We start from the raw sequence: 19,292 nt of genomic DNA, 5'->3' as shown, positions 1-19,292 counted from the left end.
AATCCTATAAACAATCCTCAATAGATATTTCCATACAAAATGATGAAATCTATAAATTAGCAAATGATTCTAGACAATAGAAAATTATTTGTGTTTTTAAATCAAGAACAAATATATTTTTAACTAAGAACAACTAAAATTGTATCTCACTTTTATTATACAACCTATAATACCCTTATATTTATAGAGCTTATTAAAAATTGTATCAGCAAATAAAGTACTGATTTTACACAAAAAAAAGATAATGTCTAGTTTACATACTATAAAATTCAATCAAATTTGCTTCATAATATTGATCCCCTAATTTGGCCAATAAATTCCGAATCACATTACTGTCACCATCGATCGCCAAAGCAGAATAACCTACATTATTCAATTTTCCTAACCTTAAATCAATAATATTAATATTTTTTGAAGACAAAGCGGATAGCAATATCAAGAGCACTCCAGGAGCATTATTATGCTTGGTTAGTATTACTTTATCACTTAATGCCAAATTCAATTTAACACCATCCATTTCTAATAAATAAACACCTTCTCCGTAGTAATTGGGTAATTGGGCATTCTCCTTATAGGTCAAATTATGAAACAATTCAGCACTTGCACTTGTACCATTTACAAAGTCAATAGCACTTTGTACATCACCTTTAGAACCTTTTATCGATAAAAATGCAACTGCAGTACCATCGTTATTAGATTTTAGCCTTGCTGTCTCAACATTTATACCTTCAGAAGCCAAGGTATTAAATAGCGAAGAAATGACTCCAGGCTTGTCTACATGTTCAGAAAACAATCCATTTACAGTTTCGTTAGTTGACATTGGAATTTCATTTGTAACTGTTATTGATTTTCCCCATTTACGGATTCGAATTGCATTATAGTCACCCATTCCAATAGAGTTTTTATAGATGTCTAAAAACTCCGAAAATGAGCCCCCAAAAGAAAAATCTGGCATAATTCTTCTATGTGCTATATCCAATCGTTGATTTAACAATTCTATACCTTTATTTAATACGGTATATTTAACTTTTAAATCGTGATTATCATAAATGGTTCGATTCTCAGGAATTAATTTAGAATAACTAACATAGCTCTCGTATCCAGCTTCCTGAATATACTCTAGACTCTCTTTAAAATTTAAGCTATAATAACGTACATGATGCGTATCTGTTCCAACACAAACCGGAATTTGAAGTTCATTTGCTCTTCTTAATATACTCTGAATCGGATAAACACCTACACCTTTAAATTTACCAGCCATATCTACATCTATTGAAAGATTTCGATCGGCAATCAACTCTAATAATGTTCTGACTTTATTTGCTAAAGGATGTGAACTCGTCTCAAAATTCAATAATGCTTCAGGCATATCAACATTCAGCTTCGGTAAATCTATATGCCCAACAATTTGAATCATATCACCAAAACATTCAATCATTTGAATAGTTTCATTAAAATAACCATCCCAATAGGCCTCCAAACTTCCTCTCATTTCCAACAATTGAAGAGCTTCTTCTTTTGAACCATCATAAGGCAATCCTTCTGGAGCAAAATGAACTGAGCCAATAACATAATCAGCACCTTCTGCCTGAAATATTTTTGAACGACTCCACTGCAATCCTAAATCAGCACCCATCCATTCTAACTCAACACCGTATTTAATATTTATTTTACCTTCGTACTTTTTACGAAGACCTGCAATTCGTTTTGGATAATTTAAATAAGATCTATTGCCACGAATAAACTTTACGTTTGTTTCTCTTTCCGCTATATATCTAAAATTTGTTAAGCGAGGAGAGTGTATTATAAAGGTAATACTTGGATGGTTTGCTTCTATTGCTTTATCAACAACTTTTTCTAATTTATCAATACCATGCTTTACACGATCTTGCTCGGTTCCGGCATGAATACCATGTGTCTCCCAAATAAAGTCATTCAGTTTTTTCATGTGTTTATGTTTATTGTTTTAGCGGACACATGCTGTTCGCAAATAATTCCCTTGGGTGTTAAAAACTATTAGCATGCTCGTTTCATCAATCAATTGCTTTAAATTTTGTTTACTGACTTACAAAATTAACGATTGGTTTAGAATTAATGGCTAAATTTTCATTTGTTTTGAATTTAATTCAATAGCATATATCTATAATTCGACTTTCATAAATGTAATGTGACTAGATAACACAAGTATTATCAATACTAAAATAATAGTTTTTAGAAAACAATAAAACATTCATTGTCAAAACATAACTCTATTTTTGATGATAGTTCATAAAACTAAATAACAAGTAGCCACCTGTAAAAAATAACCAAAAATGTACTATTTTAGTGATATTTCCCTCATCAACTCTCTTATGTTTAAAACGTTATTAAGATATAAGTCACGATGTAATTATGATATGGAAATTAATAGATGTTGTCTAGTAAAACCTGTATTAGTGGTACAAAAAATTATAAATAAATACCAACACAATCTAAATCATACTTAGTTTCTCGCAAAGCGTTGATTGATTAGAATAATCATTTTTTAACAAAACATTTAACTATTACCATGCTATTTATCATACCTTTGTAGCACTGATGAAACAACTATTTTTCAAAATATCATCCTTTTTAATGGCAATTGTAGTTCTATTCTCTACAATGTCTTTTACTGTGGATATGCACTATTGTGGCGATTCTCTGGTCGATTCTGCAATTTTACATAAAGCAGAAAATTGTGGAATGAAAATGCAAAATCCTTCATCTGAAGATTGTAACATTACAATAAAAGATTGCTGTTCTGATAAACAAATAAGTATTGATGGACAAGTCGAATTAAATATATCTATAGATACATTAACTTTCGACCAACAATTTTTTGTAGCATTATTTGTTTATTCTTATAGTAACATTTTTGAAGAATTAGAAGAAAATATAACGCTACATAGAGATTACACTACCCCACCCGTCATAAGGCAAATCTACAAGCTTGACGAGACGTATATAATTTGATTTTTAAATAATAGACTTTTTTATCCAATGGATATTTTCCATTAGGATAATTCTTTGTATGCGGTGTTTTCTTAACACCATTTTCTAATTGTTTAATAATCAAAGTCAATGCTAAATAAAAGCATAAAATTTCTAATAGAAAACAAACTAGTTGCAGTATTAATGCTTATCCTTTTTATAGGATGGGGTACAGTCAATGCTCCTTTTAATTGGGATACTGGTTTTTTACCAAGTAATCCGGTAGCTGTTGATGCTATACCAGATATTGGTGAAAACCAGCAAATTGTTTTTACAAAATGGGATGGTCGTTCTCCTCAAGATATAGAAGACCAAATCACGTATCCATTAACCTCATCACTTCTAGGAATTCCTGGTGTAAAAACTATTCGTAGTTCCTCAATGTTTGGATTTTCAAGCATCTATATCATTTTTGAAGAGGATATAGAGTTTTATTGGAGTCGCAGTCGTATTCTCGAAAAACTCAACTCATTACCAAGCGGCTTACTACCTGAAGGTGTTAATCCTGCTTTGGGGCCTGATGCCACAGGATTAGGACAAATATTTTGGTACACGCTAGAAGGTCGTGATGAAAACGGAAATGTAACGGGCGGATGGGATTTACAAGAATTGCGAAGTATTCAAGATTATTATGTGAAATATGCACTATCGTCTGCAAGTGGTGTTTCAGAAGTAGCCTCTATTGGTGGATACGTTCAGGAATATCAAATAGATGTGAATCCCGAATTGATGCGTCAGTATAAAATTGGGCTGAATCAAGTTGTAAAAGCTGTTAAAGAAAGTAATAAAGACATTGGTGCACAGACATTGGAAATAAACAAAGCTGAATACTTGGTTCGTGGCTTGGGTTATATAAAATCTATTACCGACATAGAAAATGCGGTTGTCGCCTCCGAAGATTATACAGCAATCAAAATTAAAGACATTGGCAAGGTGTCTTTAGGCCCTGCAGCCCGTAGGGGAATACTAGATAAAGAAGGTGCTGAAGTAGTTGGAGCTGTTGTAGTAGCTCGTTATGGTGCCAATCCGATGGAAGTCATCAATAATGTAAAGGAAAAAATAAATGAATTGAGTGCTGGGTTACCTTCAAAAGTATTGGCCGATGGTAGCACATCACAAGTAACTATTGTCCCTTTTTATGACAGAACGGAACTTATACAAGAAACGTTGGGAACTCTTAACGAAGCTCTTACTTTAGAAATACTAATTACCATTTTGGTCATAATTATTATGGTTTTCAATCTTCGTGCATCTATCCTGATATCTGGATTGTTGCCCGTCGCTATTTTAATGGTATTTGTAGCCATGAAATTCTTTGGTATTGATGCTAATATTGTGGCATTGTCAGGAATTGCCATTGCCATTGGTACGATGGTAGATGTTGGTGTCATACTTTCAGAAAACATCATTAGGCATATGGATGAGGATACGGAAGGTTTACCCATAAATACCGTCGTTTATAATGCTACAGCAGAAGTTTCTGGAGCAATAGTAACCGCAGTAATGACAACGATTATTAGTTTTATACCTGTGTTTACAATGATTGGTGCGGAAGGAAAATTATTCAGACCATTAGCTTTTACGAAGACATTTGCACTAATTGCTGCACTGGTAATCGCACTATTTTTAATTCCACCATTTGCTGCCTCCATATTTAAAAAAGTGAATCTTAGAAAAACAACAAGCTATATTTTAAATAGCTCGCTTATAATTCTGGGTATTATAACGCTATTTTATGGGTATTGGATTGGTATTTTATTAATTGGTTTTGGAATTGTTGCGTTTTTAAAAGGAAACAATAAGCTCACTGATAAAAAAGCAAACCTTATTAATATTATAATCTCTGTATTAGCAATAGTCTTTCTTTTAGCTGAGTATTGGAGACCTTTAGGAGTTGATAAAAGCATCATTTTAAACCTCCTTTTTGTTGCCATTATATGTTTTGGTTTGTTAGGTACTTTTCTGCTATTTCAAAAAAATTACAAGCATATTTTAAATTGGGCATTACACAATAGATTATTGTTTTTAATCATTCCAACTTCACTCGTAATTTTCGGTTTTTATATCATGAAAAACACTGGCAAAGAGTTTATGCCATCCTTAAATGAAGGCTCCTTTCTTTTAATGCCTACTTCTATGCCACATGCCGGAGTTGAAGAAAATAAACGTGTGCTTCAGCAATTGGATATGGCTGTTGCTAGTATTCCTGAAATTGAAACTGTAGTTGGTAAAGCAGGTAGAACAGAATCTGCTCTAGATCCTGCCCCATTATCTATGTATGAAAATATGATTCAGTATAAACCTGAATATATATTAAATGAAAAAAGAAAACGTCAACGCTATAAAGTAAACGATGAAGGATTTTTTAAATTGAAAGATGGTCGATTGGCTATGGATGGCAGTGAAAGGTTAAAAGAATTGTCAGGTCGAGTTTCACGAGGTACGAGTGATGTATCGAGACCAACTTCTCGATACAATTCTGATGAAAAATCAGAATTGCTCGAAGTGACAACTCATGTTTCTAAATCTCAACTCATTCCTGATGATGACGGAGAGTTTTTCAGAAACTGGCGACCAGAAATAAATTCGCCTGACGATATATGGAAAGAGATTGTGAGCGTCACCAAATTACCAGGAGTTACTTCCGCACCTAAATTACAACCCATTGAAACCCGATTGGTAATGCTTCAAACGGGAATGCGTGCACCCATGGGAATTAAAGTAAAAGGGCCAGATTTAAAACAGATTGAAGCTTTTGGAATTCAATTAGAAACTATTTTAAAACAAGCTGAAGGTGTTAAGCAGGAAGCCGTTTTTGCTGATAGAATTGTAGGGAAACCGTATTTACTAATAGACATTGATAGAGAGAAAATTGCACGTTATGGTATTTCAATACAAGATGTACAAGATATTTTAAAAGTAGCTGTTGGTGGCATTGTTTTAACCCAAACAGTAGAAGGAAGAGAACGTTATGGTATTCGCGTTCGTTATCCAAGAGAGTTACGTAGCAATCCTGAGGATTTAAAAAGTATTTATATTCCTGTTCAAAAAGGTAGTCCTGTACCTTTAAGCGAATTGGCAACCATTAGATATGAGCAAGGTCCACAAGTCATAAAGAGCGAAGACACCTTTTTAGTTGGTTATGTATTATTTGACAAGATGGATGGTTTTGCGGAAATAAATGTCGTTGAAAGTGCACAAGCACTTATTAAACAAAAGATAGCATCAGGTGAATTGGTCGTTCCAGAAGGAATTAGTTACAAGTTTACAGGAACGTACGAAAATCAATTGCGTGCTGAAAAAACCTTATCCGTAGTGGTCCCTTTAGCACTAATGATTATTTTTTTAATACTGTATTTCCAATTCCGTTCTGTTTCAACATCGCTTATGATTTTTACTGGTATTACGGTAGCGTTTGCTGGAGGTTTTATTATGATGTGGTTATTTGGTCAAGATTGGTTCTTGAATTTTAGTCTTTTTGGGGAAAACTTAAGAGACCTTTTTAATATGAAGACTGTTAATTTAAGTGTTGCTGTTTGGGTAGGTTTTATTGCCTTATTCGGAATTGCAACAGATGATGGTGTGGTGATGGCAACCTACTTAACGCAAACTTTTGATAGGGAAACACCTTCAGATAAAAAAGGAATTAGATTGGCAACATTAGAAGCAGCTGGAAAACGAATTAGACCATGTTTAATGACCACAGTAACTACCGTCTTAGCATTACTTCCTGTGTTAACATCTACAGGAAGAGGTAGTGATATTATGATCCCTATGGCGATTCCAATTTTTGGAGGGATGATCATCGATATTACATCTTATTTTATTGTTCCTGTTTTATATAGCTGGAAAAAGGAATATCAACTTAAAAGATTAGCAAATGAAAAATAAACAAATGAATATAAAAGGAATCTTGATTCTTAGTTCATGTTTCATGAGTCTATTTGTCAATGCACAGCAATTAGAAGATTTTATTCAAGAAGCATTGGTTAACAGTCCTGAAATCCAAAAATTCGAATTGCAATATGGCATTGCTTCTGAAAAAATAAATGAAGTAAACGCGATTCCAAATACTGAATTTTCCGTTGGTTATTTTGCAAGTGAACCAGAAACGAGAACAGGTGCTCAACGTTTCAAAGTGTCTGCCAAACAAATGATGCCTTGGTTTGGCTCAATTACGGCAAGGGAAAATTATGTAAGCTCTTTGGCCGATGCTAAATATGAGGATATTGTAATTGGAAAAAGAAAATTACTCGCCTCTGTTTCGCAATCCTATTACAATTTATATACTAATGAAGCAAAGCAAAAGGTGTTAGTACAGAACATTGAATTATTAGAAACCTATGAAACTTTGGCATTGACTTCAGTTGAAGTTGGTAAGGCATCAGTTGTAGATGTATTGCGGTTACAAATGCGTCAAAATGAAATGCAGCAATTATTAGATGTATTGCATCAACAATATTTAGCAGAACAAACTAATTTTAATAAACTGTTAAATCGGGATAAAGATATTGCTGTAAATATGATTAATGAATTATTGATTCCCTCTGAGATTAACCTCATCAATTCAGAAAATTTAGCCCTGCATCCAGAGTTGATTAAATATGACAAACTCTATCAATCTGTTGAACAGTCCGAGTTGTTAAATCAAAAAGAAAGTAGTCCGATGATTGGCTTTGGATTGGATTATATCAGCGTTGATAAACGACCTGATATGAATTTTAGTGATAATGGAAAAGATATTGTAATGCCAATGGTCTCAGTATCAATTCCGATTTTCAATAAAAAATATAAATCTCAGACCAAACAAAATGAGTTGCAACAGCAGGAAATTACCGCACAGAAACAAGAGCGATTGAATAATTTGGAAACTATTTTGGATAAAGCGGTGAACGATAGGATTTCTGCAACGATCAGTTACAACACCCAAACTAAAAACTTAAAACAAGCTAATGATGCCGAAGAAATTTTAATTAAAAGTTATGAAACTGGAACTATTGATTTTAATGATGTTTTGGACATTCATGAATTGCAGTTGAAGTTTCAAATTAATCAAATAGAATCTGTAAAAGCTTACTATTTGCAAAATACTATTATTAATTATTTAACGAGCTAAAACTTTTTTAAACGAGGTAATATTCATGAAATATTTGGTTTAACTCTGTAAATAAAAAACATAAACAATGAAGAATTTAATATATACATCTCTACTTATTTTATTGGGATGCCAAACGGTTTTTGGTCAAAACCTTTTTGAACAGTCGCGTGAAGGGAACAATGAAAATCTGCCTGTTCACGAGTACACCTTGACCATCAAGGAAGAAATGGTAAATAAAGCAGGAAAAGAGGTAAAAGGAATGACCGTAAACGGATCAATACCTGGCCCAACCTTGGAATTTATCGAAGGCGAATATGCCGTTATTTATGTGATAAATGAAATGAATGTGGAAACATCCGTCCATTGGCATGGTATTATTATTCCTAATTTTTATGATGGTGTTCCCTATTTGACCACACCACCCATTCGCCCAGGTGAAACTTTTAAATATGAGTTTCCCATAACACAGGCAGGCACCTATTGGTATCATTCCCATACCATGTTGCAGGAACAGAGCGGTGTTTTTGGTTCTCTTGTTATAAACCCAAAAGAAAAAACCTTGGATTATGATAAAGATTTGGTATTGATGCTTTCAGACTGGACAAATGAAAAACCAATAAATGTACTGCGAAACCTAAAACGTGACAACGAGTGGTACGGAATGAAAAAAGGAACATCTACGCCGTTAAACCAAGTTATTGCCCGAGGTGCGATTGGTGCACAGCTCGATTTTTGGAGGCAACGGATGGAAGGAGCTGACATGGCGGATATTTATTACCCAGCCTTTTTGGTCAATGGGAAACAACAGCCCGAATATCCGGATTTTAAAGTGGGAGAAAAAGTGAGATTTCGAATTATAAACGGCTCGTCATCTACCCAATTTTGGATGACTTTTGGGGGAGACACGCCTACTTTAGTTTCTGCCGATGGTCTTAATGTTGAACCAATACAAAAGAACAAAACGTTCATAGCTGTTGCGGAAACTTATGATTTTATTATAACCGTTACACAAAACGGAAAGATTGAGTTTAGGGCAATGGCACAAGATGGTTCAGGTACTGCTACTGCATTTATTGGAAACGGAAAAGTGCTTCCTGCGGAAGTAGTTGAGAAACCCGATAAAATAAAAATGATGCAGCAAATGGCAAAAATGGATATGAAAATGGGAGCACACGCTTTTAAATTCCAACCCAAAAAAGATGAACGCTTTGAAATGAAAAAAGAATATGGGATGCAAATGGATGGAATGAATATGGATAAAACAGTCGAAATAAAATTGAAAGACGACAAGAAGAAAATGGATATGCCCAAAGATTCAGAAATGGCGGATGATAATATGAAAATGCAACATTCGAGTAACAAAGGAATGGATATGTTTTCAGAATATAATTATGATTATTTGAAGTCTCCAGAAAAAACAACCTATGACAAAGAGGTTCCTGTTAAAGAAATACTATTGAATCTTACCGGAAATATGAATCGCTACATTTGGAGTATGAACGGTGTGCCGCTTTCGGAAACCGACCATATTAAAATAAACCATAAGGAGGTTACACGAATAACTTTAAACAACCTCACGATGATGCACCATCCAATGCACTTGCACGGACACTTTTTTAGGGTCATCAACAAGAACGGAGAATATTCGCCTTTGAAGCATACCGTTAATGTGCCACCGATGGGAGAAGTTACAATAGAATTTTATGGCAACGAGTATGGAGATTGGTTTTTTCATTGCCACATTCTGTACCATATGATGAGTGGGATGGCAAGGGTTATCAGTTATAACACGCCAAGAGACGACCGTTTGAACGGTTATCCCATTAGTGGATTGCTTACCGAAGCCGATAAATATTATACGTGGACCATGGTGGATGTGGCATCGCATATGACTGAATTTAATTTTACAACCTCAAACATCCGAAACCAATTTAATGTGATTGCAGAATATGGATGGAATGAAAATTTGGAAGCAGAGGTTACCTACGAACGTTATCTACACGATTATTTAAGTGTGTTTGGCGGTGTTAATATTGAAAATGAAATGGAAGATAGTCTGGATGAACTTTCAACCACAGCAATTGTAGGAATTCGATATTTAACGCCTTATCTCTTTAATCTCGATGTGCGTATCGATAATAAATTGAGGCCACAGATTAGTTTGAGCCGTGAAATACTCATTTTCCCGAGAACCGCCATTTTCGGCAATTATGAGTACCAAGCAGATTTTGGATGGGTGGACGACCTTCCTATAGGGGACAATTTTGCAAACGAAGTTGTTTGGAACGCAGGTGTCGAATATTTTTTATCACGAAACTTTTCATTGATGGCAAGCTACGATAACCGTTTTGGTGCAGGTGGTGGACTATCAGTAAGATTTTAATAAATTAAAAACGAGTATTAATTAAAATTAAAAAACAATGAACTATTATTTTAATAAAACAGTCAGTGGAACATTTGAAGAGGTGATTGAAAAAGTCACAGTAGCCTTGAAGGAAGAAGGTTTTGGCATTCTCACGGAAATAGATATAAAAGAAACCCTCAAGAAAAAACTTGATGTTGATTTCAAGAAGTATAAAATTCTTGGTGCCTGTAATCCACCCTTTGCCTATAAGGCGTTGGAAGCAGAGGATAAAATTGGAACCATGTTACCCTGCAATGTTATAGTACAAGAAATTGAAGAAGGAGTTATTGAGGTAGCTGCGGTAAACCCAATGGCATCAATGCAGGCTGTGGAAAATGAAAAATTGAATGATATAGCCAATGAAATAACTTCAATGCTGGAAAAGGTAATTGAAAAATTATAAGGCTTTTTTAAAGGATACATGCAAAATATAAGTATAAACTTAAAACAAAATGAAATGAACTTTTCAAAGAAAAATCACGAACACAAAAACAACAATAAAAAAGTTGTGAGTAAAAAAGTAAAATTAACAACAACAATTATGGTAATGGCTTTTGTAAGCCTAACAGCAATGTCTTGTAAAGACGGCAAAAAGGAAGAATCTAAGGATACCATGCATTCTGAAATGAATCACGATGAAAGTATGGATCACGACAATATGAGTGCATCCAATGATAAGATGGATTCAAATGCACAGAATTCAGATGCCAAACAAGTCTTGGCGGATTATATGGTACTAAAGGATGCTTTAGTTGCCACTGAGAAAGATGAAGCTGCAAAAGCTGGTAAAAAGTTAGAAAGCACCTTAAAAGGATTTGATGTGAGTAGCTATACTGCTGAAGAGCAAAAAGAACTTAAGGACATCATTGCTGATGCCATAGAACATGCGGAGCATATTGGTCAGAGTGAAATGGACCACCAACGTGAACATTTTAAGACATTGAGTAAGGATATTATAGATATGGTCGCAATCACAGGAACGGACAATACTTTATATCAACAATTTTGCCCTATGTACGATAAAGGGAGTGCTTGGTTAAGTATGAACGAAGACATTAAAAATCCTTATTACGGTAGTAAAATGTTAACCTGTGGAAAAGTACAAAAAGAGATAAACTAAATGAGAATTGTGAAACTCATAGCATTGGTTTTATTGGTGGCTTTTGTGGGCATACAGTTTGTGCCCACAAAACGAAACCAAAGTGAGATTGTGCCAAAAACCGATTTTTTGTTGGTAAATAATTCTCCAAAAAATATCAGTACACTATTGCAAACATCCTGCTATGATTGCCACAGTAATAACACGAACTATCCTTGGTACAATAAAATTCAGCCAGTAACATGGTTTCTAGAACACCATATAACTGACGGAAAGGACGAATTGAATTTCAATGAATGGGAAAACTATTCCAACCGGAGGAAAAACAGCAAGTTAAAATCAATCATCAATCAAATTAAAGATGATGAAATGCCACTTTGGTCATATACTTTGGTACATCAGAATGCTAGTTTATCTGAATCTGAAAAAACATTGGTAATTGATTATATGGAGCAAATTAAAGACAGTTTACAATAAGCCCTGATGTGGGAAGGGAATGGATTTTTTTCATTGCTAATTAGTTAAACCCCTTCCCAAGTCAGGCACTAAAAAGACCAAGATGAAAGATTGTTGCAAAACAATGCGAAAAAAATTGAAATAAATAAAGATTTAACAAATGAACCGTTTAAAATTAAATACTCAAAAACTCTCATTATTAGGTTCTATATCATTAGGCACAGGCGTGATGATAGGTGCTGGTATATTTGTGTTAATGGGGCAAATAGCCGAATTGGTTGGAGATTTATTTCCAATTGCCTTTATTGTAGGAGCTGTGGTGGTAGGATTTAGTTCTTATTCGTATGTTAAATTTTCAAACGCTTATCCTTCTTCTGGAGGTGTAGCGAAATTTTTAACCAAAGCATATGGGCCAGGTACTGCTGCGGGTTCTTTTTCTTTGCTAATGTATGTGTCAATGGTTGTTGCGGAGAGTTTAGTGGCTGGGACTTTTGGGGCATATGCTTTACGTCTATTTCCACAAGAATATGCGGGTTACGCCTCTGTTTTAGGGGTGGTCCTTATTGGAATTGCATATATTGTAAATATTTCAGGTAATAAGATTATCGAAGCAACTGCCACCTTTACTGCAATTATTAAAGTCGCGGGTATTGCGTTGTTGGCTATTACGGGTTTGGTTGTTTCGGGTTTACCTACTATTACGGGTAATTATTTCACTTCCAATAGCCAATCCTTACCTCAAGGTTTTGGGTTTATAGCTGCATTAGCTTTATCTATTCTTGCTTTTAAAGGATTTACAACCATTACTAATCAAGGAGGAGATATTAAAAACCCACACAAAAATGTTGGACGTTCTATTATTATTTCAATTGTTATTTGCACAATTATCTATGTCGTTTTGGCATTATCTGTCGCAGGTGCTTTAAGTGTTGAAGAAATTATTATTGCAAAAGATTATGCTTTGGCAGCAGCTGCAAAACCAATATTTGGCGAATGGGGTTCTGTACTGACTATTTTTCTTGCTATCATAGCAACTGTTTCCGGTGTAATTGCCAGCGTGTATTCTGCCTCAAGAATGTTAGGAATGTTAAGTAAAATGAAACAAGTTCCTGGTCTGAATAGAATAAGAAGTCTTAAAAATCCTGCTTTAATTTTTACCGTTTCTTTGGCAATTCTCTTAACTATTTTGTTCGACTTAACTCGAATAGCTTCAATTGGTGCTATTTTTTACTTAATAATGGATATAGCTATTCATTGGGGACTTTTTAGACACCTAAAAAAAGAAGTAAAATTTAATCAAGTTATTCCAATTATTGCCATTCTAATGGATGTAGTTATTTTGACCGCATTCATTTATTTAAAATATTTAAACGATCCTTTTGTACTAATAGTAGCAGGTATAGGGATCGTTCTTATTTTCCTTTTTCAATTCCTTTTTATGAAATCTCATACTGATAAAGACGGAAATATGAATATGGAAATGAATGAAGAAGAAATGATGAAAATGTAAAAATCACTATTAATATGAAACATAAATATCACATACACGGAATGACCTGTAACGGTTGTCGTAATCACGTTGAAGAAACACTTTCTAAAGTTGACGGTATTTCTTCTGTTACCGTTAATTTAGAAAAGGCAGAAGCTATCATTGAAATGGAAGTTCATGTTCCCATTGAAAAATTTCAAGAAGCGTTAAAAAATGATGGTGGAAGCTACAGTATCCATAACCTTGGAGAGCATACGCATTCCGAAACCAAAAAAGAAGAAAAACCTAAAGGTAAAGGAACTGGTACTTTTTATTGTCCCATGCACTGTGAAGGAGATAAAACATATGACAAATATGGCGATTGTCCTGTTTGTGGTATGGATTTAGTTGAAGAACAAAATTTATCAGCCACAACAACAGAGCAATGGACCTGCCCAATGCATCCAGAAATTGTAAAAGATGAAGCGGGCTCATGTCCTATTTGCGGTATGGACCTAGTCCCCATGCAACCAGACCTATCCGCAGAAGAAAAAACGTATAAAAAGCTCTTAAAGAAATTTAGAATAGCCACGTTATTCACGTTACCTATCTTTTTAATTGCAATGAGTGAAATGGTTGCTAACAATCCATTATATGATGTAATGGAACAAAAATATTGGAATTGGATTCAGTTTGCATTATCTATTCCAGTCGTGTTTTATGCCACTTGGATGTTTTTTGAACGTGCCTATAGAAGTATAAAAACTTGGAATCTTAATATGTTCACACTTATCGGAATTGGTGCGGGAGTGGCTTGGTTATTTAGTGTCTTCGGAATGTTTTTTCCAGATGTTTTCCCAAGTCAATTCAAAACCGAATCAGGTGCTGTTCATGTCTATTTTGAAGCTGCGACTGTTATTCTTACACTAGTACTTTTAGGTCAACTTTTAGAAGCTCGTGCACATAGTAAAACGAATTCAGCGGTAAAAGAATTGCTAAAACTAGCTCCTAATAAAGCCATAAAATTAGTAGATGGTGAGGAAGTTGAAGTAACCATTGAGGACATAAAATTAAACGATATTTTAAGAGTAAAACCAGGAGATAAAATTCCCGTAGATGGGGCGATAACTGAAGGAGATACAAGTATAGACGAATCAATGATAACAGGAGAACCCATTCCTGTAAATAAAACCGTAGATGATAAAGTAAGTAGCGGCACAATTAACGGTAATCAATCCTTTTTGATGAAGGCTGAAAAAGTAGGTAGTGACACTTTACTTTCTCAAATTATTCATATGGTTAATGATGCCAGTCGAAGTCGTGCACCTATTCAAAATTTGGCAGATAAGGTGTCTGGTTACTTTGTGCCAGTAGTTGTTCTAATCTCATTGATAACCTTTGCTGTTTGGGCAATTTGGGGTCCAGAACCCATTTATGTTTATGCCTTTGTTAATGCTATTGCCGTATTGATAATTGCGTGTCCCTGTGCCTTAGGATTGGCAACACCTATGTCAGTAATGGTCGGTGTGGGTAAAGGTGCTCAAAGCGGTGTCTTAATTAAAAATGCAGAAGCCCTCGAAAAACTAGACAAAGTAGATACATTAATCATTGATAAGACAGGAACGATTACCGAAGGAAAACCAACAGTTGAAACTGTAGGTTCTTTTGATGCTAATTTTAACGAAAAGGAGATTCTCCAATATATTGTATCATTAAACAAAAATAGCGAACATCCATTGGCAGAAGCAACAGTAAAATATGGAAAAGAGCAAAATGTCGATCCCGAAGCATCGGGACTAAAATCAGATGGGTTTAGTGCAGTTACCGGTAAAGGTGTTGAAGCCACTATTAACGATAAAAAAGTAGCACTAGGTAATCCAAAAATGATGGAATATGCTAATGCCGACATAACCTCACAAATGAAGGCAGAAGCTGAAACTTATCAAAAGCAGGGGAAAACAGTTTCTTATTTATCGATAGATAAGATAGTTGTTGGTTATGTAGTTATAAGCGATAAAATCAAAAAAACAAGTGCAAAGGCGATTGCAGCCCTTCAAGAGAGAGGTATTGCAGTCATTATGCTCACAGGCGACAATCACAATACTGCACAAGCTGTTGCATCAGTACTTAACCTTACTGATTTTAAAGCAAGTATGTTACCTGAAGACAAACTCAACGTGGTAGAGCAATTACAAATTGAAGGTAAAATAGTCGCTATGGCGGGTGATGGTATTAATGATGCTCCAGCCTTGGCAAAAAGTGATGTTGGTATTGCCATGGGCACTGGTACAGATGTGGCTATTGAAAGTGCAATGATAACCTTGGTTAAAGGTGATTTACACGGAATCGTTAAAGCAAGAAATTTAAGTCATGCGGTAATGCAAAACATAAAGCAAAATCTGTTTTTCGCACTTATCTATAATACAATAGGAATACCAATTGCTGCGGGTGTACTGTTTCCATTTTTTGGGATATTACTATCACCGATGATAGCTGCTTTAGCAATGAGCTTTAGCTCTGTTTCTGTCATTGCCAATGCATTAAGATTAAAAAATATTAAAATATAACAAAATGAAAAAATATATAATTTACATTGGAATACTAGCTGTTGGATTGGTTTTAGGATGGGTTCTATTTGGTAATTCGTCAAATAAGGAAACAGGGCATGATCACAATGAGGTAGCTGAAACCAATCAAATGTGGACCTGTTCCATGCACCCTCAGATTATGAAATCAGAACCAGGTAATTGCCCTATTTGCGGAATGGAGTTAATTCCTGCGTCAAGTGGTGCAGATGGTTTGTTGGCAGATCAATTTAAGTTAACTGAAAATGCAATGGCTTTGGCCAATGTACAAACATCTATAGTGGGTAATGGTAAAGCAAATAGTAATGCCATAAAACTATCAGGAAAAATCGTTGAAAATGAAGAATCGAATGCGGTTCAAGTCAGCTACTTTTCTGGAAGGATTGAACGGTTAAATGTTAGTTTTACAGGTGAAGAAATTCGAAAAGGGCAATTATTGGCCACTATTTATTCCCCTGAATTATATGCGGCTCAACAAGAATTATTAACAGCATCTTCATTAAAAGAATCGCAACCAGCTTTGTATAAAGCTGTAAGAAACAAATTAAAACTATGGAAACTTTCTGAAAACCAAATCAATAAAATTGAAACCTCCGGTAAAGTTTTAGAAAATTTTCCTGTTTACGCGACAGTATCAGGGACCGTTTCAGAAAAGTTGGTAGAGCAAGGAGAATCTATAAAACAAGGTCAACCACTATTAAAAATAGCCAATCTAAATACGGTTTGGGCAAATTTTGATGTTTATGAAAATCAGATTGATTTATTCAAAAAAGGGCAAGAAGTGTCAATCACAACCAATGCATATCCTAACAAGGAATTTAAAGGTAAAGTTTCATTTATAGATCCCTCATTAAACACACGAACTAGAACTGTAAAATTGAGAGTTGTATTAAACAACTCAAAAAATAATTTTAAACCAGGTATGTTTGTTGAAGGTGAAATTGATGGTGTTTCTTCTAGTAAAGGAGAAGTGTTAAGTATTCCGTCCACGGCGATTCTATGGACAGGAGAACGATCGGTAGTTTATATAAAAACAAATCCCAATGAACCTGTTTTTGAAATGCGTGAAATAAGATTAGGAAATCCGATAGGAGAAAATTATGAAGTGTTAAGTGGATTAGAGAATGGTGATGAAATAGTGACCAACGGAACTTTCACAATTGATGCCGCTGCTCAATTACAGGGTAAAAAATCAATGATGAATAAAAAAGGTGGAAAAACAAGTACTGGCCATGAAGGACATCTTGGAATGGAAGCCTCAACTAGTGAAAGCAAAGAGCATTCTAAAATAAATGAACGCATTAAAGTGTCTGTGAAATTCCAAGAACAATTAAAAAGTGTTTATGAAAACTATATAAATTTAAAAGATGCATTGGTCAATGATGACTCTAAAATTGCAACAGAAGCAGCGGCATCCGTTGTGAAAAGTTTGGAAAAAATCGACATGAAATTGCTGTCCGATCATAATGCTCATAACCATTGGATGTTGTTACAGCGTCAAATAAAAACGGCAGCAAATTTAATTGCCACTGAAACAGGAATCAAACAACAAAGAAAAGATTTTGAACAATTATCGTCACACTTAATAAGTGCTGTTGAATCATTTGGTATTAACGAAAAAGTATATCGCCAATTCTGCCCTATGGCAGATGATAACAATGGATCGTATTGGTTAAGCAAAGAAGAAAAAGTATTGAATCCCTATTTCGGTAAGGCCATGCACAATTGTGGTAATGTGACCAGTATCATTGAATAATAATTATTTGAATAAAAACAAAACCAAATTCTTACTTAAGGAAAATAAAAGAATACATCCTATTTTATTTATAATCATCTAAAAAAGACTAATGTTTACAATCTTATTAATATAATATATCTTGTAATAATCATTCTTATTTCGATTGGTACATTTCCCTTTTGAAAGAAAATAATAAATTTTAATTTATTTAGAAAAATAATTGATATGCTAATTTTGCATGGTATGGTATTCTTGCTCAGACACCTCATTACCTTTAACATCAAAAAAATAAGGTTTATTTTTTAGCTTCATTTTTACATATGTATTACTAAAATAATATGTATCTGCTTCATCATAAATTATAGGAATAACAATTTGCCCATTTGAGTTTATAAATCCGATTTTACCTTTTAACTCTACCCTCGCTAATTGGCTTTCAAAACCTGTAACTCTATCATAAAGTAATGGAATTACAAGTTTACCAGTTCCATCTATAAATCCATATTTATTCTTACTTTTTACGATCGCACTATTTTCTAAAAATGGATGTACATCATCATAACCAACAGGCGTGAATACCTTTTTATTCTCTAAATTGATAAAGTACTCCTCTTGATCCCAACTCTTTTCCACTAAAAACAAGCCATTGCTAGAGGCAGTATGTTGGACATATGAATATTCAATTGGAATTATCACTTTTCCGCTATAATCAACAAATCCGTACTTATCATCTCTTTTTACTCTAAAAAACCCATTTTTATAAGCTAGAACTTCGTCATATATCATTGGAACCACTATTTTTCCCAAACTATCTACTACACCATGCGTACTATAGTGTCCAATTTTATTTTTAATTTTATTGTTGGTTAATGGTTGTTTATATCCATAAGCTAATCCCTGACTAAAACTAGATAAATTTATATATTCACAAGGAATAATTGATTCTCCTTTACGATTTATATAACCGCGGTAATCTTCCTTCTCAACTTTAATTAATCCGTTTTTATCGTCCAACCTGCCAAGCTCGTCATATGTAGTAGTTGTAATTTTAGCTCCATTAAAGTCATAAATCTCCCATTGCTCCTCTTTTTTTAATCTGAATAGTTTTTGGCCTTCCCACATTTGAGCTTCATCATATATAGGTTTGACAATTTCTTCACCTTTGGTATTGAGATACCCTTGATTTAATAAATAACTATAATCATCTTCCTCAATTCTTATTTCTGCTACATGAGCAATGCCATATTTAAAATCTGAAACATAAACATAGTTGTACTTGGTTAACTTTTTTCCTTCGTTACTAAACAAAGCATATTTACCTTTTCCATCCTTTTTAAAATAAGGCAACGTATCTTTTTGTGCAAAACAATTTAATGAAATACCAATAAGGAAAAGAATAAGTGATTTTTTCATTTTAATAGGTTTCAATAAATAA

The 19,292-nt window shown here is 34.1% G+C and carries 12 protein-coding genes; 10 read left to right on the top strand and 2 right to left on the bottom strand.

Annotation, left to right across the window (positions count from 1 at the left end; all coding sequences use genetic code 11):
• Positions 1–253 precede the first annotated feature (253 nt).
• Positions 254–1,948 carry a histidinol-phosphatase HisJ family protein gene (locus tag D3P13_RS17235; RefSeq protein ID WP_117884122.1) on the bottom strand — a complete coding sequence of 565 codons (1,695 nt, stop codon included), beginning with the start codon at positions 1,946–1,948 and terminating at the stop codon, positions 254–256.
• Positions 1,949–2,577: 629 nt separating this feature from the next.
• Here D3P13_RS17235 and D3P13_RS17230 point away from each other — a divergent pair.
• The 10 genes from D3P13_RS17230 to D3P13_RS17185 all read left to right on the top strand — a co-directional run bounded on the left by D3P13_RS17230 (position 2,578) and on the right by D3P13_RS17185 (position 17,875).
• Positions 2,578–2,991, top strand: coding sequence for an HYC_CC_PP family protein (locus tag D3P13_RS17230; RefSeq protein WP_117884121.1), 414 nt, complete (start codon positions 2,578–2,580; stop codon positions 2,989–2,991).
• A gap of 108 nt (positions 2,992–3,099) precedes the next feature.
• Entirely contained in the window at positions 3,100–6,900 is a 3,801-nt protein-coding gene (locus tag D3P13_RS17225; RefSeq protein WP_117884120.1) for an efflux RND transporter permease subunit, read from the top strand.
• Positions 6,890–8,125, top strand: coding sequence for a TolC family protein (locus D3P13_RS17220; RefSeq protein ID WP_117884119.1), 1,236 nt, complete (start codon positions 6,890–6,892; stop codon positions 8,123–8,125). Before D3P13_RS17225 ends, D3P13_RS17220 begins: the two co-directional genes overlap by 11 nt.
• Before the next feature lie 67 nt (positions 8,126–8,192).
• A complete protein-coding gene (locus D3P13_RS17215; protein ID WP_117884118.1) occupies positions 8,193–10,490 on the top strand; it encodes a multicopper oxidase domain-containing protein in 2,298 nt (765 codons plus the stop codon).
• A gap of 37 nt (positions 10,491–10,527) precedes the next feature.
• Positions 10,528–10,914 (top strand): DUF302 domain-containing protein, encoded by a 387-nt coding sequence (locus D3P13_RS17210; protein ID WP_117884117.1) that lies wholly within the window; start codon positions 10,528–10,530, stop codon positions 10,912–10,914.
• A 54-nt stretch (positions 10,915–10,968) separates the two neighbouring features.
• Complete coding sequence (locus tag D3P13_RS17205) at positions 10,969–11,631, top strand: DUF3347 domain-containing protein (RefSeq protein ID WP_232829227.1); 663 nt, start codon at positions 10,969–10,971, stop codon at positions 11,629–11,631.
• Positions 11,632–12,087 (top strand): heme-binding domain-containing protein, encoded by a 456-nt coding sequence (locus tag D3P13_RS17200; protein WP_117884115.1) that lies wholly within the window; start codon positions 11,632–11,634, stop codon positions 12,085–12,087.
• Positions 12,088–12,226: 139 nt separating this feature from the next.
• Positions 12,227–13,576: an APC family permease gene (locus D3P13_RS17195; RefSeq protein WP_117884114.1), complete on the top strand. Its 1,350-nt coding sequence runs from the start codon at positions 12,227–12,229 to the stop codon at positions 13,574–13,576.
• A gap of 14 nt (positions 13,577–13,590) precedes the next feature.
• Positions 13,591–16,101 carry a heavy metal translocating P-type ATPase gene (locus tag D3P13_RS17190; RefSeq protein WP_117884113.1) on the top strand — a complete coding sequence of 837 codons (2,511 nt, stop codon included), beginning with the start codon at positions 13,591–13,593 and terminating at the stop codon, positions 16,099–16,101.
• A gap of 4 nt (positions 16,102–16,105) precedes the next feature.
• Positions 16,106–17,875, top strand: coding sequence for an efflux RND transporter periplasmic adaptor subunit (locus D3P13_RS17185; protein ID WP_117884112.1), 1,770 nt, complete (start codon positions 16,106–16,108; stop codon positions 17,873–17,875).
• Positions 17,876–18,085: 210 nt separating this feature from the next.
• Here the strand turns inward: D3P13_RS17185 and D3P13_RS17180 are convergent, their stop codons facing one another.
• Positions 18,086–19,270, bottom strand: coding sequence for a WG repeat-containing protein (locus tag D3P13_RS17180; RefSeq protein WP_117884111.1), 1,185 nt, complete (start codon positions 19,268–19,270; stop codon positions 18,086–18,088).
• Between the last annotated feature and the right edge of the window lie 22 nt (positions 19,271–19,292).

The sequence above is a fragment of the Aureibaculum luteum genome, from assembly GCF_003449015.1.
GTDB classification, from domain to species: domain Bacteria; phylum Bacteroidota; class Bacteroidia; order Flavobacteriales; family Flavobacteriaceae; genus Aureibaculum; species Aureibaculum luteum.
This window is presented reverse-complemented; position numbering and strand designations above follow the sequence as displayed.